Source organism: Shewanella colwelliana ATCC 39565 (assembly GCF_000518705.1).
GTDB classification, from domain to species: domain Bacteria; phylum Pseudomonadota; class Gammaproteobacteria; order Enterobacterales; family Shewanellaceae; genus Shewanella; species Shewanella colwelliana.
This window is the reverse complement of record NZ_KI912482.1, coordinates 1-17,451: the sequence shown is the minus strand read 5'-3', so window position 1 is coordinate 17,451 and position 17,451 is coordinate 1. Positions and strand designations below refer to the sequence as shown.

The window sequence follows — 17,451 nt, the reverse complement described above, 5'->3', positions numbered from 1 at the left end:
TAGTTTCATCTTCGTTATTCCATTTAGTTATTAAAGGATGACTTTCTATCATCATTGTATCGCTATAAAGCCTAGTCTAAAGCGGATCTGCTTGATAGATTAGTGTTTTAAAATGAATTTACCGTGAGTTCGCGGTCATTTTACTCTCTTCATCATGGAGTCGATGTGTGAACCAAGTCAAAGATCCCAAAACCATGGTCACGCCTTTTGCATTTAGTATTGCGCCCAGTGTCCTCTATACGCCGCTAGCATCACCCACAAAAAGGGGGTTAGCTATGTTGGTTGATGCACTATTAATTGCAGTATTGGCCGAACAGGCGGGGGGATTGTTTATTCTGCTTGTGGGGCTCACCTTGCTCATTGAGCGTAAAAGTCACCAAATTGGCCGAGTGTTAAAATGGTTCCTCTATTTTTCTATGCTTATCATGACTATCTATGTCACGAGCGACAACATCATTGACTATAATCGGAGTGCATCACTGGATAATGAAACCTCATCATCAGTAATAAAAGGGGAAGACACCTCGGAAGTACTGGCGATGTTGCCAAGTATATTGGCAATAAGTTTTTGTGAGGAGTTTAGCTGTAAAGAGCAGAAGCTAATGGTGTTAGTTGATAAGCTTAATCTTGCTTCAATCAGCATGGCTGAGAAGCGCGAGATACTCACTGGTGTTGTGACAGATCTGAGCCTCAGCGCGGATGAGCGCCTGCGTTTGATGGCGATTATTGATGAGACATTTGGGCCCGTTGCCGGGATGCCCGTCGATCAGCCATCCGTTGACGTAACTCAAGACATTAACGATGGCAGCGCAATGGTTGATACTGCTGATAAGCTAACTTCTGCAGCGGCGCAGTCAACTGAGAGCGATATAGATGAAAAGATGATTGCAGATGAGGAGAGCGTTGATAATAGCGCACCTAAATACAGTTTGCTGGAGTGGGCTAAAGGGATCCTCAACGATTTGGGGTTAGGTTTTGGTTGGGCTGCATTCTATTTTACTGTGTTTACCGCGTGGTTCGATGGTCAAACCTTAGGTAAAAAATTGCTGAATATTCGGGTCATCCAGTTAGACGCCTCAACAATCTCCTTGTGGGATGCATTTGGGCGGTACGGGGGGTACGGTGCAGGATTTGCTACGGGATTATTGGGTTTTATTCAGATCTATTGGGACGCCAATCGACAAGCGATACAGGATAAAATATCGGCAACGGTTGTGATTGATCTGTCAAAGCCAAAGCAGTCTCCTGACGATATTTCCACCAATGTCCAAGTAGGTGAGAGTTAAAAAACAAAAAAGGGTTAGGGCACATGTGATCTTTGCCTGTACGCTTATCAATAATAATAGTGCTAAAAGTTGAGACATTAAGGAGAGCCGAGTGCGGATATTAGTGGTAGAGGACAGCAAAGTTGTTTCTCGTATATTGCAGCACTTAATTGCTCAGGAGTTAGGCTGTGAAGTTGACTTTGCTGAGGATTTTACCAGTGCCAAGAAACTGCTTGCCTCGCACGATTATTTCGTAGCCATCACAGATTTGAATCTACCAGATGCGCAAGAAGGGGAGATTGTTAAACAAGTTTTAGCGCAACAGATCCCCTGTATCGTGCTAACGGGCAGTCTAGATAGCAAGCAGCGCCAACGATTGCTGCAGTTGGGGATTGTTGACTACATCATCAAGGAGAACCGTTTTAGTTATGAATATGCGGTGCGGCTAGTTAAACGCCTACAACGCAATAAACATGTCAAAGTGCTGGTGGCCGATGACTCTGTTGTGAGTCGTAAGTTTGTTCGCAGCTTATTGGAGCAACATTTATATCAGGTGATTGAGGCCGATGATGGCTTATCAGCTTTAGACGTTCTCAATACTCAAGAGGATATTCAATTACTGATCACCGATTACAACATGCCGGGATTAGATGGCTTTGGATTGATTTTAAAAGTCAGAGAGCGTTTTACCCGTGAAGAGATGGCAATTATTGGTCTTTCTAGTGATGATGACCAAAGCCTTTCGGCACGCTTTATTAAAAATGGTGCCAATGACTTTTTAAAGAAACCTTTTGTGCATGAAGAGTTTCATTGCCGCGTATTAAACACGTTAGACTCTCTCGATATGGTGAGAAGATTATGGGAGCAGGCGAACCTTGATTACCTTACTGAAGTCTATAATCGCCGTTACTTTTTCTCACGCTTTGAGCCTCAGTTGAGTACGCTAAACCAAAAACAGACCGCTTTTTCTGTGGGATTGTTAGATATCGATTTTTTTAAGAAGGTTAACGATACCTATGGACATGATATCGGTGATGAAGTCCTGATTGAGTTTGCTCAGCGCCTGAAGCAGTTTTTTGGGCAGCACTTTGTGGTAGCACGATTTGGTGGCGAGGAGTTTGTGGTGGCTTTTAAAGGGTTAAATGGCAGCAAAGCCTTTACTTTACTTGATAAATTTAGAGCCAATTTGGCTGCTAGCCCAATCAAAACCTCCGATGGAGAGCTAAATATCACGACCAGTATCGGAGTGGCTAGCTTAACCGATGACAGCCTCGACAACTTAATTCAAAGGGCCGATAAAGCCCTTTACGATGCCAAAGAATCTGGGCGCAACCTGGTCTGTATTGATAGTTAACCCCCATCGTTATACTGACTGGTATAACGGTTACAGCAACCAAGCATAACTGACTTTCATAAAATAGGTTTGCTCATCGCGTGTGAGCGAATCTATTTCGTCATTACGGCGCATGCCATCTGAGTAGCCCAAATAAAAAACACTTTGCGGGTTGAGCTTATAGCCATAGAGTACCTCATTACCTAGCTGCGCATACTCAGCTTGAGGATCAGTGTAAAGGTACATAGATGGATCGCGTTGGATATCGGTATAGATACTCGATACGCGGATAAATTGATTTATCGTCATGTACCAATTTAGACGAATGTCGGTCAAGTTGGCGCTAAACAGTTCACGGCCTTGAATATCTAAAGAGCGATAAATATGTGACACGTCTAACGACATTGAGTCTGTCATCTTCCACACCAACCCAGGATTGAGCATCAGCTCTGTGCCTAATCTGTCATTGGCGAAATCGATGGCGTCGCCATAATTGATATCTAACTCCAGCTTTAACGCGCTCACAGGGGTGATATTGCTATAAAACCAGCCCATTTTTTCGTTAAATAGCTGAGTATTATCATCGATAGCGAGACTAGCGCCATTGTGTCGTCGGCCAACTCTATCACGCTGTACATAACCAAAGGCGGTGTAACTTTGCATTGCCCCTTCCATTTCTATTTTTGCTTCCGCTTCCCGCTCTAACAGTTCACCGGCTTGATTATGGGTAATGTCCCAATCGCCACGAAGCGACACAAAAGAGAGGAGATTTGAGTTGGGGTACCAATTATAGCCGCCGCCAATGACGGTTTTTGTCATGTCGACTTTATCGATGAAACCGAGATCAGCCCGAAAATCATCGCCCACAGACTCATACTGACCAAAGGCATACCAGTTTCTGCGCTTATGCTCATATTTTATTTTGTAGTAGCTGTCGTTGATATTGTCGTCTATTTGGGTGCGTAACACTCGCTCATTAATACCGCAGTTGCCTAAGTCGCAATTGAGGCGTGGCTCACAGTCATCGCTACTGCAAAATGAGCGGTAGAGTGTGTCAGGGTATAGCGTGTCAGAATATGCATACTGGGCTGTCAGTGTATCTTGTTCCGAAGGCTGATACTTCACATCGCTGCTGGCCACGTAGTTATGGTAATCATCACTGGTCTTGGCTGTAACAATAGTGCCAACAGAGAGTGCATCGCTGAGATCGGCTCGATAGCGGCCCACCAAGTTATAGCTGGTACTGTCGAGGGTGGCAATGTCTGAACTCAAATTACCCGGCACCAAAAAGTTGGTGTGAGTGTCATTGGTTGCCATGAAACCAAGGGTGTGGTTGCCCACTTTACTGGTGAGCTTTAGGCCATAGTCGGGAGAGACAATATTTCGGGTATGTACCAGTGACATTTGCGAGTCAAAGTAGTCTTTGTTGTCGAGAAAAAAGGCTCGTTTTTCGGGAAAGAACAACGCAAAAGTGCTATTGATGTCCAACTGACCAGCGTCGGCTTCCACCTGGGAAAAGTCGGGGTTGATGGTGGCATTAAGTAAAGTACTCGGAGTGATGCCCCATCGAATGTCGAGTCCTGGCTCAATACTGTTATCATTGTTCCAATCGCCAACGGGATTAATGTCGCGGCTACCAGAGCGGTTTAATACTAACGCCGGAGTCAATTGTAAATCGTTACCCGACTGCGCCTCGTTGAGGCCTGTGGCAACGCCCATTTGGCAAAGCTGACAACTATTATTGCGGTCAATGCTGTGGGTTGATAGCCGGTGCTGCTGGTTTCTTGGGTAAAACCTTACTAGCTCAATACCCCACGTCTGTATATCTTGTTGACTGTCAAAATTGAGCATTCGCAGGGGCAACTCTATCTCAACCTGATAACCTTTAGCGGTTTTCCTGCCTGCGCTATACCAAATGCCATCCCAAGCATCACTTTCCTGTCCGGTCAGTTCATTCTCTATAGAATCCATCTGCACGCCATAGGGGTTAATGAAAAACTGGTAGGCTAAACGAGCATCATTAAAGGTATCCAGTTTAACGCCCACGAGATCATCTCCCCACACACCGTCACGATCGGCGAGGTTGGCGCGCACCTTGTCACTGGTTTCGCTGGAGTCTGGATCGAACGCATAAAATGCCACAAAAAGACTGGTTTTAGTGGCAAACACTTTCGCTTCTGTTTTGACGGGGGCCGGGGTGTTTTCGCCCGGATTGGTTTCAAACGTCAATTGAGTTGTTGCGGCTTGTTGCCATACCGCATCGTCTAAGTTTCCGTCGATGATAGCGGGTGTATCCAGCGTTGGAATAACCAATTGGAATTGTTCGGCACTGCCCGATAGCGCAGCTGTAGATAGCGTTAGGCAGCATAGTGCAAACCAAGCCAGCAGTAGTTGTCGTTTCATAGGTTATTAGAATTATCTGGGTGCGGGTTGTTATGTTTGTGTGGCGGTATTGTGACAGAAAACAGCGTCTTAATTGATGGCTAATTGTTACAAAAGGTGTAAATTTGTGGCTTTTTTCAGTGGTAAAACCAGTGTCACCAGCCCGCTAGTTTGGATGATGACACGTGTTTGTTGTGATTAGTCAGGCGCTATCTGATCGTTTTTATAAGCAACGCGATATTTATCTACCCACATTGAGGTGGCGCCACATATGGCGACTGGCATCACGATAAAATTCACAATAGGAATCATTGAAAACAGGGTAACCGCTGCGCCGAAACTAAAGCTGGTGCCTTTCGTTTGCTTTAGGGCAAACTTCATATCAGGGAAGGGCACCTTATGATTATCAAAGGGGTAATCACAATATTGAATCGCCATCATCCAAGCACTAAAGAGGAACCACAGCACGGGGGCAGCCGTTTGACCGATAAAAGGGATCCAAAATAGAATGAGGAATAGAATGGCGCGCGGCAGATAGTATTTTAGTTTTATCCACTCTCGTCCCAAAATTCGTGGTAGATCTTTCACTAAGTCGACAGTGGTGCCGGTATTGAGGTCTTTGCCTGTTAAATACTGTTCCACTTTCTCAGCCAATAACCCGTTAAACGGGGCGGCTATCCAGTTCATGACGGAACTAAAAATAAACGATAGCACCACCAGTAACGTCAGCACGGCAATGGGCCATAACAGGAAGTTGAGCCAACTTAGGTAGTCGGGTAACTGCCCACTTAGCCAAGCAAACACCTCTTCAAGTTGGCCAATAGCAAAATAGATGACCGCAGAGAACAGCAGTAAATTAATTGACAGCGGCACAAATACAAACCGCCTAAGGCCTGGTTGCTTAATCAGACTAAATCCGTCCAGAAAATAGTTAACGCCGCTTTTGGGCAAAGATCGCGCTTTTTGATTCATAGTGTTATGAGTGTCACGTTAAACCTAATATGCACCGATTGTGTGTCAGCAGTTACATAAAAACAAGCGTAAAATGGCCGTTAGCGCGATAAAAACGTTACAAAATGCAGCGTGCTTTGTTAAAGTGACAACCAATAATAACAGGGAAGATTCTATTCCTCCTTATCAAGACGACCTGACTAGCACCATGAGACTCAAACAGATAAAACTTGCTGGATTTAAGTCGTTTGTCGATGTTACTAAAATCCCCTTTAATCAACCCTTGACCGCCATTATTGGTCCAAATGGCTGTGGTAAATCCAATGTGATTGACGCGGTGCGCTGGGTGCTGGGTGAAAGTTCAGCTAAACATCTGCGTGGCGACTCCATGGCCGATGTGATTTTTAACGGCTCATCAGCGCGCAGACCTGTGTCCGTCGCCAGTGTTGAACTGTCGTTTGATAATCAAGATGGACGTTTAGCGGGCCAATATGCCAGTTATCAAGAGATCGCGGTTAAACGTCAGGTCAGTCGCGACGGCGATTCAAGTTATTTTCTCAATGGACAAAAATGCCGACGCAAAGATATTACCGATCTGTTTATGGGCACAGGCCTAGGGCCGCGTAGCTACGCGATTATCGAGCAGGGCACCATTTCCCGTCTTATTGAGTCAAAGCCACAAGAGTTAAGGGTTTTCATTGAAGAAGCGGCGGGGATCTCCCGTTATAAAGAGCGCCGTCGTGAGACCGAGAACCGTATTCGTCATACGCGCGAGAATCTCGAGCGACTAGGAGATATACGCCAAGAGTTAGGGCGGCAGATCGATAAACTTGCGCAACAAGCCGAGTCGGCAAAACAGTACCGTGCACTAAAAGAGACAGAGCGTAGCCAAGAGGCGCAACTCTTGGTATCACGGCTGTTAGAACTGCAAGCACAAACCGAAAAACTGACCCAAGAAGTTAATCAAAGTGAGCTAAATAAGAGTGAATTCGATGCGGCGAGCCAAGCGTTACAGCTCGAGGTTACTCGCTTAAAAGTGGCACTCGATGAACTTGATCAACAAGAGCATGGTCAAGTCGAAGCGTTTTACCTCAGTGGCACCCATATCGCAAAATTGGAGCAATCACTAAAACACCGTCAGCAACAAGATGCCCATCTCAACGAGCGAGTCACCCAGTTGGATGACAAGCTGACCCTCAAACAGGGGCATCTGCATGGGTTGACGTTAAGTCACGACACGCTCAGTCAGCAACATCTTGCGGCGGTCAGTGCACATCAAGAGACCGAGCAAGCGCTGGTTCTTATTGAGGAGCAAATTGGCGAAGCCGAATATGGATTTGAAGCTGTCAATGAACAGCATCAACAACTTCAGCAACAGGTCAGTCAGCACACTTTAGCGTTTCAAGTTTCTCAATCTGAACGTAGCCATTTGCAATCCGCTTTGGCTCAGAAACAGCAACGCCGAGAAGCGCTTGGAGAACAGTTGGCTAAACTGGCCCAAGACAATAGTGAGCAAACGCTGGTCTTGCAACAGGCTCAGGTGCAAACCCTTAGCGAAGAAGAGGTTAAGTTAAGTGCAAATCATCAAGTAGAAACTCAACAGCTTAATGAATTAGAACAACAAAGTAAGCGCCTGACGGAACAAGCGGATGCGCTAAGCCAGTCATTGGCGGAGGAGCGTGGGCGCCTTAATGTGGTTGAGCGCCTATTGCCGGAGCAAGATCAAACTGATGGCCAAGCATTGTGGCAACTGCTTGATGTGACACCCGGCTGGGAAAAAGCCATTGAAGTTATTTTTGACAATCTGCTCACCCAGAAAGTCGATAATACACAAAATACCACAGGCTTTGCGCTCACAGCACCCCAGCAATGGCAGGGACTTAGTGCACCCGTTAACCTTGCGCCTTGGTTGACCGATTTACGTTGGGCCGCAGACATTACCGCTGCAAAAGAGCTGCTGGTCACACTTGCACCGTATGAGCGTATTGTTACCGCCGATGGCTATCTGTTGGGACAAGGTTTTTTGTTGCAAAAAAGCGATGATACCAGCCCGTTATTGCAACTTAAAATTGAGAAAGAAGCATTACAAGCTAGTATCACACAAAGCCTTGATTTACTTGAAATGGTCAAAATTGATGCAGAGGAAAGTCATCGACAACGGCTTGCAATGCGCGCCCAAGGGCAGCAAACCTTATCACAGCTGCAAGGTGTACAGTTGAATCTTGCTCGTTTAAAAGCTGAGGTCAGTGCAACGCAGGCGCGTATCGCTCATCAGCAAGAGCAAGTGCAAAGCCTCAACGCGCAAAGAGATGAACTTGCTGGCACCCAAGAAACAGAGCAACAGCAGCTGGATGCATTGAATCAACGTTTAGCTGAAGATAAACAGCAGCAAGAGTTATTAGTCCAACAAAGTGCAGCTGTTAAGACGCAACTGGCAGAGCATAGTGAGCAGATCAAACGATTAAAGCTGCAAGGCGCTGGTTTAGTCACTCAGTTACGGCAGCAACAAGCACTTGTGCAAGCCGCCAATACAGAATTGGCGCTAAATCAGCAACAACGCGCGCAAGATACTGCGCAGATAGCGGAGCTTGAAGAGAGCTTATCGCAATTGCGTCAGCAACTGGAAGGGAGCGAGCATGCCGCCCAAGATGCCAGCGTACGCCAGATGCAACAAGAGTTGGCCGAAGCGCTGACACAACAACAGCAAAAACAGATGGCATTGGATGCATTGCGAGTGGAGCAAGCTAGGCTGCAAAGTGAGCTTGATGAGCTAGGAAAGAAGCAAAAACAACAGCTTGGTAAGATAGAACACTTGACTCAAACTATCAGCACGTTAAAGTTACGTCGCGAAGGTTATAAGGGCCAGGTAGATAGCCAACAGCAGTTGCTCAAAGGCCATGAGATTGAAGTGGAAGCTGTTGCGTCGCAACTTGACAATACGCTCTCGCCAGTGCAAAGACAGAAAGCGTTAGATCGTACCCGGGCGCTCATTGAACATTTGGGGGCCATTAATCTGGCAGCGATTGAAGAGTATGAGCAACAAAGTGAGCGCAAACAGTATCTGGACAATCAAGATGCGGATCTAAATAAAGCGCTCACCAGTTTAGAAGAAGCTATCCGTAAGATAGATAAAGAGACAAAAACACGTTTTAAAGAGACCTTTGATAAAGTTAATCAAGATTTAGGTGTGCTATTCCCCAAAGTGTTTGGCGGCGGCAGCGCGCAACTGGCGTTGACTGATGATGACTTACTTGAAACCGGTGTGACCATTATGGCCAGACCGCCAGGGAAAAAGAATAGTACAATTCACCTGCTTTCTGGTGGAGAAAAAGCGCTAACCGCTTTATCATTGGTCTTTGCAATTTTTAGGCTCAATCCAGCGCCATTTTGTATGTTGGATGAGGTCGATGCACCGCTAGATGATGCCAATGTCGACAGATTCTGTCGCCTGGTAAAAGAGATGTCTCAAAGCGTGCAATTTGTTTATATTAGTCACAATAAGATCACCATGGAATTGGCCGATCAACTAATAGGTGTCACTATGCATGAACCTGGAGTTTCACGCATAGTTGCCGTCGATATTGATGAGGTGGTGGCATTAGCCGACGCAGTATAATTATGGGAAAAGCAGGGTAATCAATGGAAAATTTGCAACTGGTATTGTTCGTGTTAGGTGCGATAGCCATTATCGCGGTACTTGTGCATGGTTTTTGGTCCATTAGACGGCAGCAGCCTAAGTCATTGAAAGAGACACCAATGACCGGACTGTACAAAGGCGATGCGCGCGATCGCGATGGTTTCGATGCCGACGGTATTGGTGAAGTCAGAGTACGTAAATTGAGCGGCAATGAAGCGCCTGTTGGAAATGATACTGACTCAGAAGATGACACTGCGCCTCACGACGACGGTGCCGTGGTTGAGCCCAAAATGGGGGCAACTATTGAGCCGCAAAGTGCCAACAGTTTTTCGCTGTCCGGTCAGCCCAAGCAGAAAGCATCGCGCCAACGCCAAGAGCCAGTACTTAGCACAGAACTTGAGCTAAATGATGAACTGGAGCAGATGGAGTTAGGCTTAGGTCAAGCACCTGCACAGCCTTCACTATTTGAAGACCCTGTGGTGGCGCGTAAACCTGAGCCCGCGGCAAAACCTCAATCTGCCGTGACCGCAGCTAGCCCTGTTCAAGATGACGTTGTTGAGGCGACGACACCGCCGCTTGAAGAGACTGCAGAACTTGAGCAAGAAGCACCTCTAGGCGATCCGCAAGATGTGCTAGTGCTGCATGTTGTGGCAAAAGAGGGGGAAGCGTTAAATGGTGCTGAACTGTTACCGAGCTTATTAACCCTTAATTTTAAATTTGGTGAGATGGATATTTTCCATCGTCATGAAGATAATGCAGGAACAGGAAAGGTGCTGTTCTCATTAGCAAATATGCTTAAACCTGGCATATTCAATCCTGATGAGATGGAGCAGTTTACCACCCAGGGCATAGTGCTGTTTATGACGCTACCTTGTTATGGTGACCCATTGATGAACTTTTCAATTATGCTTAATTCGGCGCACCAATTAGCCGATGACTTAGGTGGGTTAGTGCTCGATGGCGGACGCTCTTCATGGAGCGAGCAGACTAAACAGTCTTACCTGCAACGGATCCGCGCTCAAGCGTAAACATCTGCATGACATTATTTTAGAGGCCGCATCTGCGGCCTTTATTGCTTATTCTGGACGAGACACAATGCAAGCGATACTAAAAGAGATACAACAACTTACCGCAGAGATTAATCAACATAACTACCGTTACTATGTTGATGATGAGCCGTCGATACCTGACGCCGAGTATGATCGCTTGATGCGTCGTTTACAAAGCCTAGAAGCTGAACATCCACACTTGGCATTGGCAGACTCCCCGACTAAACGCGTTGGCGGTGAAGCATTGGCCAAGTTTGAACAAGTCACTCACCTTAAGCCAATGCTAAGCCTAGACAATGTGTTTGATGAACAGGAATTTACCGCCTTTCATAAACGCATTAGTGACAAAGTGGGATCTGACCTGACATTTTGCTGTGAGCCCAAGTTAGACGGCTTAGCTGTAAGTATCCTATATCGTGATGGTCAGTTTGAGCGTGCAGCGACACGGGGCGATGGCAGTGTAGGTGAAGACATCACCGAAAACGTGCGTACCATTAAATCGATCCCGTTAAGTCTGCGTGGTGACAATTATCCTCCTTTATTGGAGGTGCGCGGTGAAGTGTTTATGCCTAAAGCGGCATTTGAGGCCATTAACGACAAAGCGCGGCTCAAAGGGGAGAAGCTGTTTGTTAATCCACGTAACGCAGCAGCGGGAAGTCTACGTCAGTTAGACAGCAAAATTACCGCTAGCCGTGCGTTGGCATTTTATGCCTATGCACTGGGTGTGGTAGAACCCGATACTTGGCCGTTGGCCGATAGCCATTACGGCCAGCTCATGCAGTTGAAAAGCTGGGGCTTCCCGGTCAGCAATGAGGTCAAAGTGTGTAACGATATTCCAGCAGTGCTGGCTTATTACCAAGACATACTTGAGCGCCGCTCCTCACTTGCCTATGAAATTGATGGTGTGGTGCTGAAGGTCAATAGCATTGCGCAGCAGCAAACACTGGGTTTTGTTGCAAAGGCGCCTCGCTGGGCAACGGCGTATAAGTTTCCTGCACAAGAGGAGATCACAGTTCTCGAGGGGGTCGACTTTCAGGTTGGCCGCACTGGGGCTGTTACGCCTGTTGCACGGCTTAAACCTGTATTTGTTGGCGGTGTTACCGTATCGAATGCCACGCTGCATAATGCCGATGAGATTGCCCGTCTAGGGGTCAAGATTGGAGACAGCGTCATTATTCGCCGCGCAGGTGATGTGATTCCGCAAATTGTTGCCGTGGTGACTGACAAGCGGCCACAAGGTGCAACGCCGATCACCTTCCCCGAGCAATGCCCTGTTTGTTATAGCGATGTCGAACGTATTGAAGGAGAAGCCGTTGCGCGTTGCAGTGGCGGACTCTATTGCGAAGCTCAGCGTAAGGAGGCGATTAAGCATTTTGCATCCCGTAAGGCGCTGAATATCGACGGCATGGGAGACAAAGTTGTTGAGCAGCTCATAGATAAAGAGTTGGTAGAAAGCCCTGCCGATCTGTTTAAGTTGACGGCTTCAGCCATGACGATGCTAGACAGAATGGGGCTAAAGTCTGCGACCAAACTGGTGGCTGCCATTGATGATGCTAAAACCACCACCTTTGCACGCTTTCTTTATTCACTGGGGATCCGTGAAGTGGGTGAAGCCACTGCTGCTAATTTGGCTAACTATTTTAAAACTTTAGATAAATTAAAACTTGCTGATGCTGACACCTTTACCAAGGTTGATGATGTGGGCGTGATAGTGGCACAACACTTAGTGCACTTTTTCGCGCAACCTCATAACGTTGAAGTGGTAGAGGGGGTATTGGCGGCTGGTGTCAATTGGCCCGCTATCGAAGAGGTTGCTGAAGACGCCTTGTCACTGAAAGGGCAAACCTGGGTGTTAACGGGCACATTAACTCAGTTAAACCGGAATGACGCCAAAGCGAAGTTACAAGCGCTTGGTGCGAAAGTGGCTGGCAGTGTGTCGAAAAATACCGATTGTCTCGTGGCGGGTGAAGCGGCGGGTTCTAAACTCACCAAAGCGCAAGAGTTAGGGGTTAAAGTGATAGACGAGCAAGGGCTCCTCGACCTCCTTGAGACGAGTTAAGCCATTATCTTTTTTGATTAAAACGCCATCTTTCGATGGCGTTTTTACTGGTGCAACTCAACAGATACATTGAAAAGCAGTATTCAATCACCATATAAGCTAAGTAGCACTCACTATATCTCAGTCCATGCCTGCACAACGGAGAGCAAAATTTGAATTTTAGTCATATCAATTGGCTCGACGATAATGGTTATTTTAAACCTCCAATAATGCTCTACATTATGTTGGCCTTTATTGCCCGAGGTTGGTGCGTGTTTATCGCCTCACTGACACAAGCCAGTGATCGCGCTGGTTTAGTGGCATTGATCTATCCACAAAAGTCAGATTTCCTGTTGGCCTTGGCTGCAGGAGCGGGAGCATTGCTTCTGTATGGGCTAGTGATTGCGGAGCGCAAGCGCAAACTGGTGTGGCTAATCCCGCTGTTTAACCAGTTTCGCTGGCTATTAGTGGTTTTACTGTTAGTGGATGGAGGATTGCTGCTACAACGCTTAGTCCACAACTATTTCTTATTTAATTGGAGTTTTGGGCTCGACGCACTATTTCTATTTTGGAGCCTACTTTATATCGCTAAATCTAAGCACCTGCGTTACTACTTGAACGATTGGCGTACCGAATCGGTAACTGAGTGAGTAGCGCATTACGTCTTGATGGGGGAAGAAGACTATTTAGGATAAAAAAAACGCTGCCGAAGCAGCGTAAAAAATACCTTTTAGATAGAAAATCTGCCTAAAGATATCGGAATGTTAACAAAATACCTATATAAACATCAGTATAAACAACAAAATACTGGGCCTATATTAAGGACAATTGACAGCAACACTCCTTAAAGAAACGCAATCCGGGGTCGCTACGCTTCTTCAAAGAACGGATTCAATTTACCACCTATGAATATTGTATACAATATCCCTTGGTGTTTTTTTTGTTATATCTTATGACCAAGTTAACGTCGAAGAGTGCAGTGTTTCTGTGTCAAACATGGTTATCCTTGTCAATTTTATGACGAGTTATACTATTTGAGTTGCTATTGACTATAGTTATGTTATTAAAGTTAGGCTGCTTTTCATATTGTTAGACGAATTATGCTCCGCTTAACTTTTTCGTTAACCAGATGATGGCATGGGTCAGTATAAATGGAGTTACTTCGCGTGGCTAAAGTTGAGCCGATACAATTACCTCTCTCAAAATTACAGATAGGCATTACTGTAAAGTTGCCGCTGTCGTGGAAAAACCATCCTTTTCTGTTTAATCGCATCAAAATTGAGGAAGAAGCACAGATTGAGCTGATTAAAAGCCTTGGTGTGCCCTACGTTATTTTGCTCTCTGGCGAAGATCTTATTGATGAGGGGGAACCTGAGGTAGATGAGGTCGAGGTTGAGCAAGCCCCTGAAGTCGATCCGGTCGAGCAAGCCAAAATGCAGGTGAGAAAATCACTGCGATTGAGTCAGAAGCGCTTTATCGAGTGCGTTAATGAGAGCCGTTCTACTTTCAGTAAAATTGCCAGTGATCCCGAGGGCGCATACCGAGAGGCGGCAACGCTTGTTGAAAATATACTTGAGCATATGCATGAGTTTAAAGATCCTCATTTGGCCCTAGTGAGCGCAGGCGAATCTGATAGCAGCGTGACACAACATGGGATCTCTGTTGCCGTGGTGGCATTAATGATCGCTAAATCGATGGATTTACCTAAGTCAGATATGCGAGATATCGCTTTGGGTTGTCTGTTTCATGATATCGGCAAGCTCAAGGTGCCTGAGAATATTAGGCGCAAAAAAACCGCCTTAACGGCATCAGAAGCTAATTTCATTAAAATGCACCCCAATTTTGGCCATGATATGTTGCATAAAACCGGACTATTTAATAAAACCGTTCTGCATATCATCTTGCACCACCATGAGTTTATTGATGGGACGGGTTACCCTGATGGTTTAACCGAAAAGAAAATTCCTATCGTGACTCAATTGGTGAGTTTAGCCAATGACTATGACGAGCAGCTTTGGAGTAATGAAAGCCGCTCGCCGCAGATAGCGTTAGGTTATCTGTTTAAAAACCATGCGGGTAAGCACTCAGAAACATTGATCTCTGTATTGGTAAAGTTACTCGGCATTTATCCGCCAGGCACCATAGTTAAGCTTTCTGATGGCAGTGTGGGTAAGGTGATGATGACCACTCAATCGGTTAAGCAGCCCCAAGTATGGGCCTGCCAAGAAGATGGTAGTCAGCCCAGCTTACGCTTTTTAACCCAAGAAGAGGTTGTCGTCGACAGTGTATTAAAGCGTGATGAATTAAAAGACGGTGCCCTCAAAGTGTTGCAAGTCGATAATGGTGTAAGCTTTTATTTCAGTGGTATGGAATAACAGACTGGTCGCCAAGCTGGCTTTGCGGTATTTTAGCTTCACTATCTGAAGTAAAAAGAAACCTTATGATTAATTCAATTGCCATTGTCGGTTGCGGCTGGTTTGGTTTGCCACTGGCTAAAACCTTGCTTGCTAACGGTATGACGGTAAATGGTTCAAAACGCTCAGCGGAGCAAGCAGAGACGCTTAAGCAACAAGGTATTAAGGGGTTTGTGCTCGATCTTGATAACCCCCAAGCGTGTGATAATCCACAAACATTGGATGGGCTAAAAACCGATGCTATAGTGATCAATATCCCCCCGGGGTTACGTCGAGGTGAAGGACTATACCTTGAGCGTCTTAACCTGCTTAAAGCACTTATCAGTGACCATCATTATCAAAAGATTGTTTTTATCAGCACCACAGGGGTCTATCCCGCTACGGGTGAGGTAATGCGTGAGGATGATGCGTTCGGGCATTCACCTCAAGCGGCAATCTTATGCCAAGCCGAAGCCGTTTTTGCTGAGCTGCCCAACTGCGTGATAGTAAGGTTTGCTGGGCTGGTTGGGCCCAAGCGCCATCCTGGACGTTTTTTAGCGGGTAAAACCGGGCTCTCAGGTGCTGAATTATCGGTGAACATGACTCACCTTGATGATTGTATCGGGTCGGTATCGGCTATCTTGGCTCATCCAAAACCTCCATCAAACGCTTACAGTGTGTGTGCGCCACAGCACCCATCAAAGCAGACATTTTATCAAGCAGCCGCGTCGCAGTTGGGCTTAACACTACCCACGTTTTTAGCACCCAGCAGCGATGAGCACGATAAAGTGGTTGATGGCAGCCGTATTACGCGAGACCTAGATTTTCACTATAAGCACCCTGATCCACTATTGATGTTAGGTGCATGTGAGTGAACCGTTTTTAGGTGAGTATTTGATTCAATGTGAATAACAGGACGATACAGTATGAAGCGTTTTATAAAAAAAATAGGGTTAATGACGTTGGCACTGATAGCCACACTACTAATGAGTAGTGCTTACGCCACACCGACACGATTTGTTGAGGGCGTCGACTATGTCAAAGTGGCGGGCATCCCAGAAGCCAGTACACCGGTGGTCAGGGAGTTTTTCTCCTATAACTGCGGTCATTGCTACCGCCAAGATAGCCTGTTTGCGGCCTCAATGGCCAAGTTAGAGGGCCAAGTAGACTTTGTTCGCACCCCCGTAGGTGCAGGACGTCCGAGTTGGCAGCTAAGCCAAGAGGCTTACTACTTGGCACAAAAGTTTAAGGTGACCAACCAAGCGCACGGTAATCTGTTTAAACGTATTCATGAGGGGAAGGGCGCTTTTACCCGCCAAGAGGAACTTAGCCAATTTTTTGTAGAGCAAGGCGTGACCCAAGGCGACATAGATAACGCCCTTGCATCAGCTGATAGTAAGTTGGCCCTCGCGAACTATGATACCCAAGCGCAGTTAGCTGGCATACGCGGCGTGCCTTCATTACTGGTTAACGGCAAATATTTAGTGACCTCCAAAAACCGCTCAGCCGATGAACTCGCGGCATTGCTGGCATACCTGTCAGCGCTTAAATAGGGCACTTATAGCTAGACTCGCGACGGCTGGCAGCATACCCATTTGGTCGAGGCCGTCAAGCCGTCACTTGATTGAAATTAACAGCTCGCTGCAGGCTAATGTGTAAAGCTTGCTTCACAACGCTTTGCGTCATCCTTGGCCGCTTAATGAAAACATCTAACCTACATGGAAGTAGGGAATGCCGAAAAATGTCGGGAACATTTTCGGCCATGCCATCAACGTCCTCAGCTGCATCTACACTGGGTTATTCACTCTCTTCGATTTGACTTCATTTGGTGTGAGTGGCGAGTAAAAAGCTAACGTGCTTTTGCCCCAAAGTGGGGTGGCCTTGGAATGAAGCTTTGGCATTTTTTTGAGTTTGCTTGAGTAGCGTTATGCTGAATTCTCACTTATTGATTGGCTTTGAAAACGCACCTTGATGACGGTTAATTGCCTGCCGCAGGCTTTATGTGCAAGCGCTCTTTTGGCTCGCTGTGAATATGTCCCTATACGCTCCACGGTGGCATCCCTGCCACCAAGGGCCAAAACCGCGCTTACACTGGGTTATTTTATCTCTTCGATTTTACTTCATTTGGTGTGAGGGGCGAGTAAAAAGCTAACGTGCTTTTGCCCCAAAACTTGTTAGCCTTCGAATGAAGGCTGGTTACATTTTCTCTTTTGGTTCATTGTTGTTGGGGTGTGTGCCTGAAGGTCATACCTTTATCGCCATCTAACGCCTGCCCGGCGAGGGATGTGCAGATACGCCTGTGAGACGCCGTGAATAAGTCCCTTTAGGCTCTGCCGAAACATCCCTGTTTCGGAAGCTCACCGGCGTATCTACACTCGGTATCTCAACGTCTCTTCGATTTGG

Annotated in this window: 11 protein-coding genes; 9 read left to right on the top strand and 2 right to left on the bottom strand. The window is 46.4% G+C overall.

Annotation, left to right across the window (positions count from 1 at the left end; genetic code table 11):
• The first annotated feature begins 194 nt into the window (after window positions 1-194).
• Both L876_RS0119960 and L876_RS0119955 read left to right on the top strand, forming a co-directional pair.
• Window positions 195-1,286 (top strand): RDD family protein, encoded by a 1,092-nt coding sequence (locus tag L876_RS0119960; RefSeq protein WP_051413215.1) that lies wholly within the window; start codon window positions 195-197, stop codon window positions 1,284-1,286.
• 91 nt (window positions 1,287-1,377) lie between these two features.
• On the top strand, window positions 1,378-2,619 hold the full coding sequence (locus L876_RS0119955) for a response regulator (RefSeq protein WP_028765416.1): 1,242 nt from the start codon (window positions 1,378-1,380) through the stop codon (window positions 2,617-2,619).
• Window positions 2,620-2,649: 30 nt separating this feature from the next.
• Here the strand turns inward: L876_RS0119955 and L876_RS0119950 are convergent, their stop codons facing one another.
• A complete protein-coding gene (locus tag L876_RS0119950) occupies window positions 2,650-5,001 on the bottom strand; it encodes a carbohydrate binding family 9 domain-containing protein (RefSeq protein WP_028765415.1) in 2,352 nt (783 codons plus the stop codon).
• 177 nt (window positions 5,002-5,178) lie between these two features.
• Window positions 5,179-5,952 (bottom strand): sulfate transporter CysZ, encoded by a 774-nt coding sequence (gene cysZ / locus L876_RS0119945; protein ID WP_028765414.1) that lies wholly within the window; start codon window positions 5,950-5,952, stop codon window positions 5,179-5,181.
• A gap of 187 nt (window positions 5,953-6,139) precedes the next feature.
• On the opposite strand from cysZ, the gene L876_RS0119940 reads away from it, so the two are divergent.
• The 7 genes from L876_RS0119940 (at window position 6,140) to L876_RS0119910 (ending at window position 16,601) form a co-directional block, all read left to right on the top strand.
• Window positions 6,140-9,547: a chromosome segregation protein SMC gene (locus tag L876_RS0119940; protein ID WP_028765413.1), complete on the top strand. Its 3,408-nt coding sequence runs from the start codon at window positions 6,140-6,142 to the stop codon at window positions 9,545-9,547.
• Window positions 9,548-9,570: 23 nt separating this feature from the next.
• Window positions 9,571-10,596: a cell division protein ZipA gene (zipA, locus tag L876_RS0119935; RefSeq protein ID WP_028765412.1), complete on the top strand. Its 1,026-nt coding sequence runs from the start codon at window positions 9,571-9,573 to the stop codon at window positions 10,594-10,596.
• Between the two features lie 67 nt (window positions 10,597-10,663).
• Window positions 10,664-12,676 (top strand): NAD-dependent DNA ligase LigA, encoded by a 2,013-nt coding sequence (gene ligA, locus L876_RS0119930; protein ID WP_028765411.1) that lies wholly within the window; start codon window positions 10,664-10,666, stop codon window positions 12,674-12,676.
• A 152-nt stretch (window positions 12,677-12,828) separates the two neighbouring features.
• A complete protein-coding gene (locus L876_RS0119925) occupies window positions 12,829-13,305 on the top strand; it encodes a DUF2919 domain-containing protein (RefSeq protein ID WP_028765410.1) in 477 nt (158 codons plus the stop codon).
• A 516-nt stretch (window positions 13,306-13,821) separates the two neighbouring features.
• The gene (locus tag L876_RS0119920) at window positions 13,822-15,030 is read left to right on the top strand and encodes an HD-GYP domain-containing protein (RefSeq protein ID WP_028765409.1); all 1,209 of its coding nucleotides are present in this window, start codon (window positions 13,822-13,824) and stop codon (window positions 15,028-15,030) included.
• Window positions 15,031-15,095: 65 nt separating this feature from the next.
• Window positions 15,096-15,923 (top strand): SDR family oxidoreductase, encoded by an 828-nt coding sequence (locus L876_RS0119915; RefSeq protein WP_028765408.1) that lies wholly within the window; start codon window positions 15,096-15,098, stop codon window positions 15,921-15,923.
• Between the two features lie 51 nt (window positions 15,924-15,974).
• A complete protein-coding gene (locus tag L876_RS0119910; protein WP_051413211.1) occupies window positions 15,975-16,601 on the top strand; it encodes a thiol:disulfide interchange protein DsbA/DsbL in 627 nt (208 codons plus the stop codon).
• The last annotated feature ends 850 nt before the right edge of the window (window positions 16,602-17,451 follow it).

Bases quoted from the DNA above. Each gene is read 5' to 3' on its own strand.
- L876_RS0119910 (WP_051413211.1), top strand. From the start codon at position 15,975: ATGAAGCGTTTTATAAAAAAAATAGGGTTAATGACGTTGGCACTGATA.
- L876_RS0119915 (WP_028765408.1), top strand. From the start codon at position 15,096: ATGATTAATTCAATTGCCATTGTCGGTTGCGGCTGGTTTGGTTTGCCA.
- zipA (WP_028765412.1), top strand. From the start codon at position 9,571: ATGGAAAATTTGCAACTGGTATTGTTCGTGTTAGGTGCGATAGCCATT.
- cysZ (WP_028765414.1), bottom strand. From the start codon at position 5,952: ATGAATCAAAAAGCGCGATCTTTGCCCAAAAGCGGCGTTAACTATTTT.
- ligA (WP_028765411.1), top strand. From the start codon at position 10,664: ATGCAAGCGATACTAAAAGAGATACAACAACTTACCGCAGAGATTAAT.
- L876_RS0119940 (WP_028765413.1), top strand. From the start codon at position 6,140: ATGAGACTCAAACAGATAAAACTTGCTGGATTTAAGTCGTTTGTCGAT.
- L876_RS0119950 (WP_028765415.1), bottom strand. From the start codon at position 5,001: ATGAAACGACAACTACTGCTGGCTTGGTTTGCACTATGCTGCCTAACG.
- L876_RS0119960 (WP_051413215.1), top strand. From the start codon at position 195: ATGGTCACGCCTTTTGCATTTAGTATTGCGCCCAGTGTCCTCTATACG.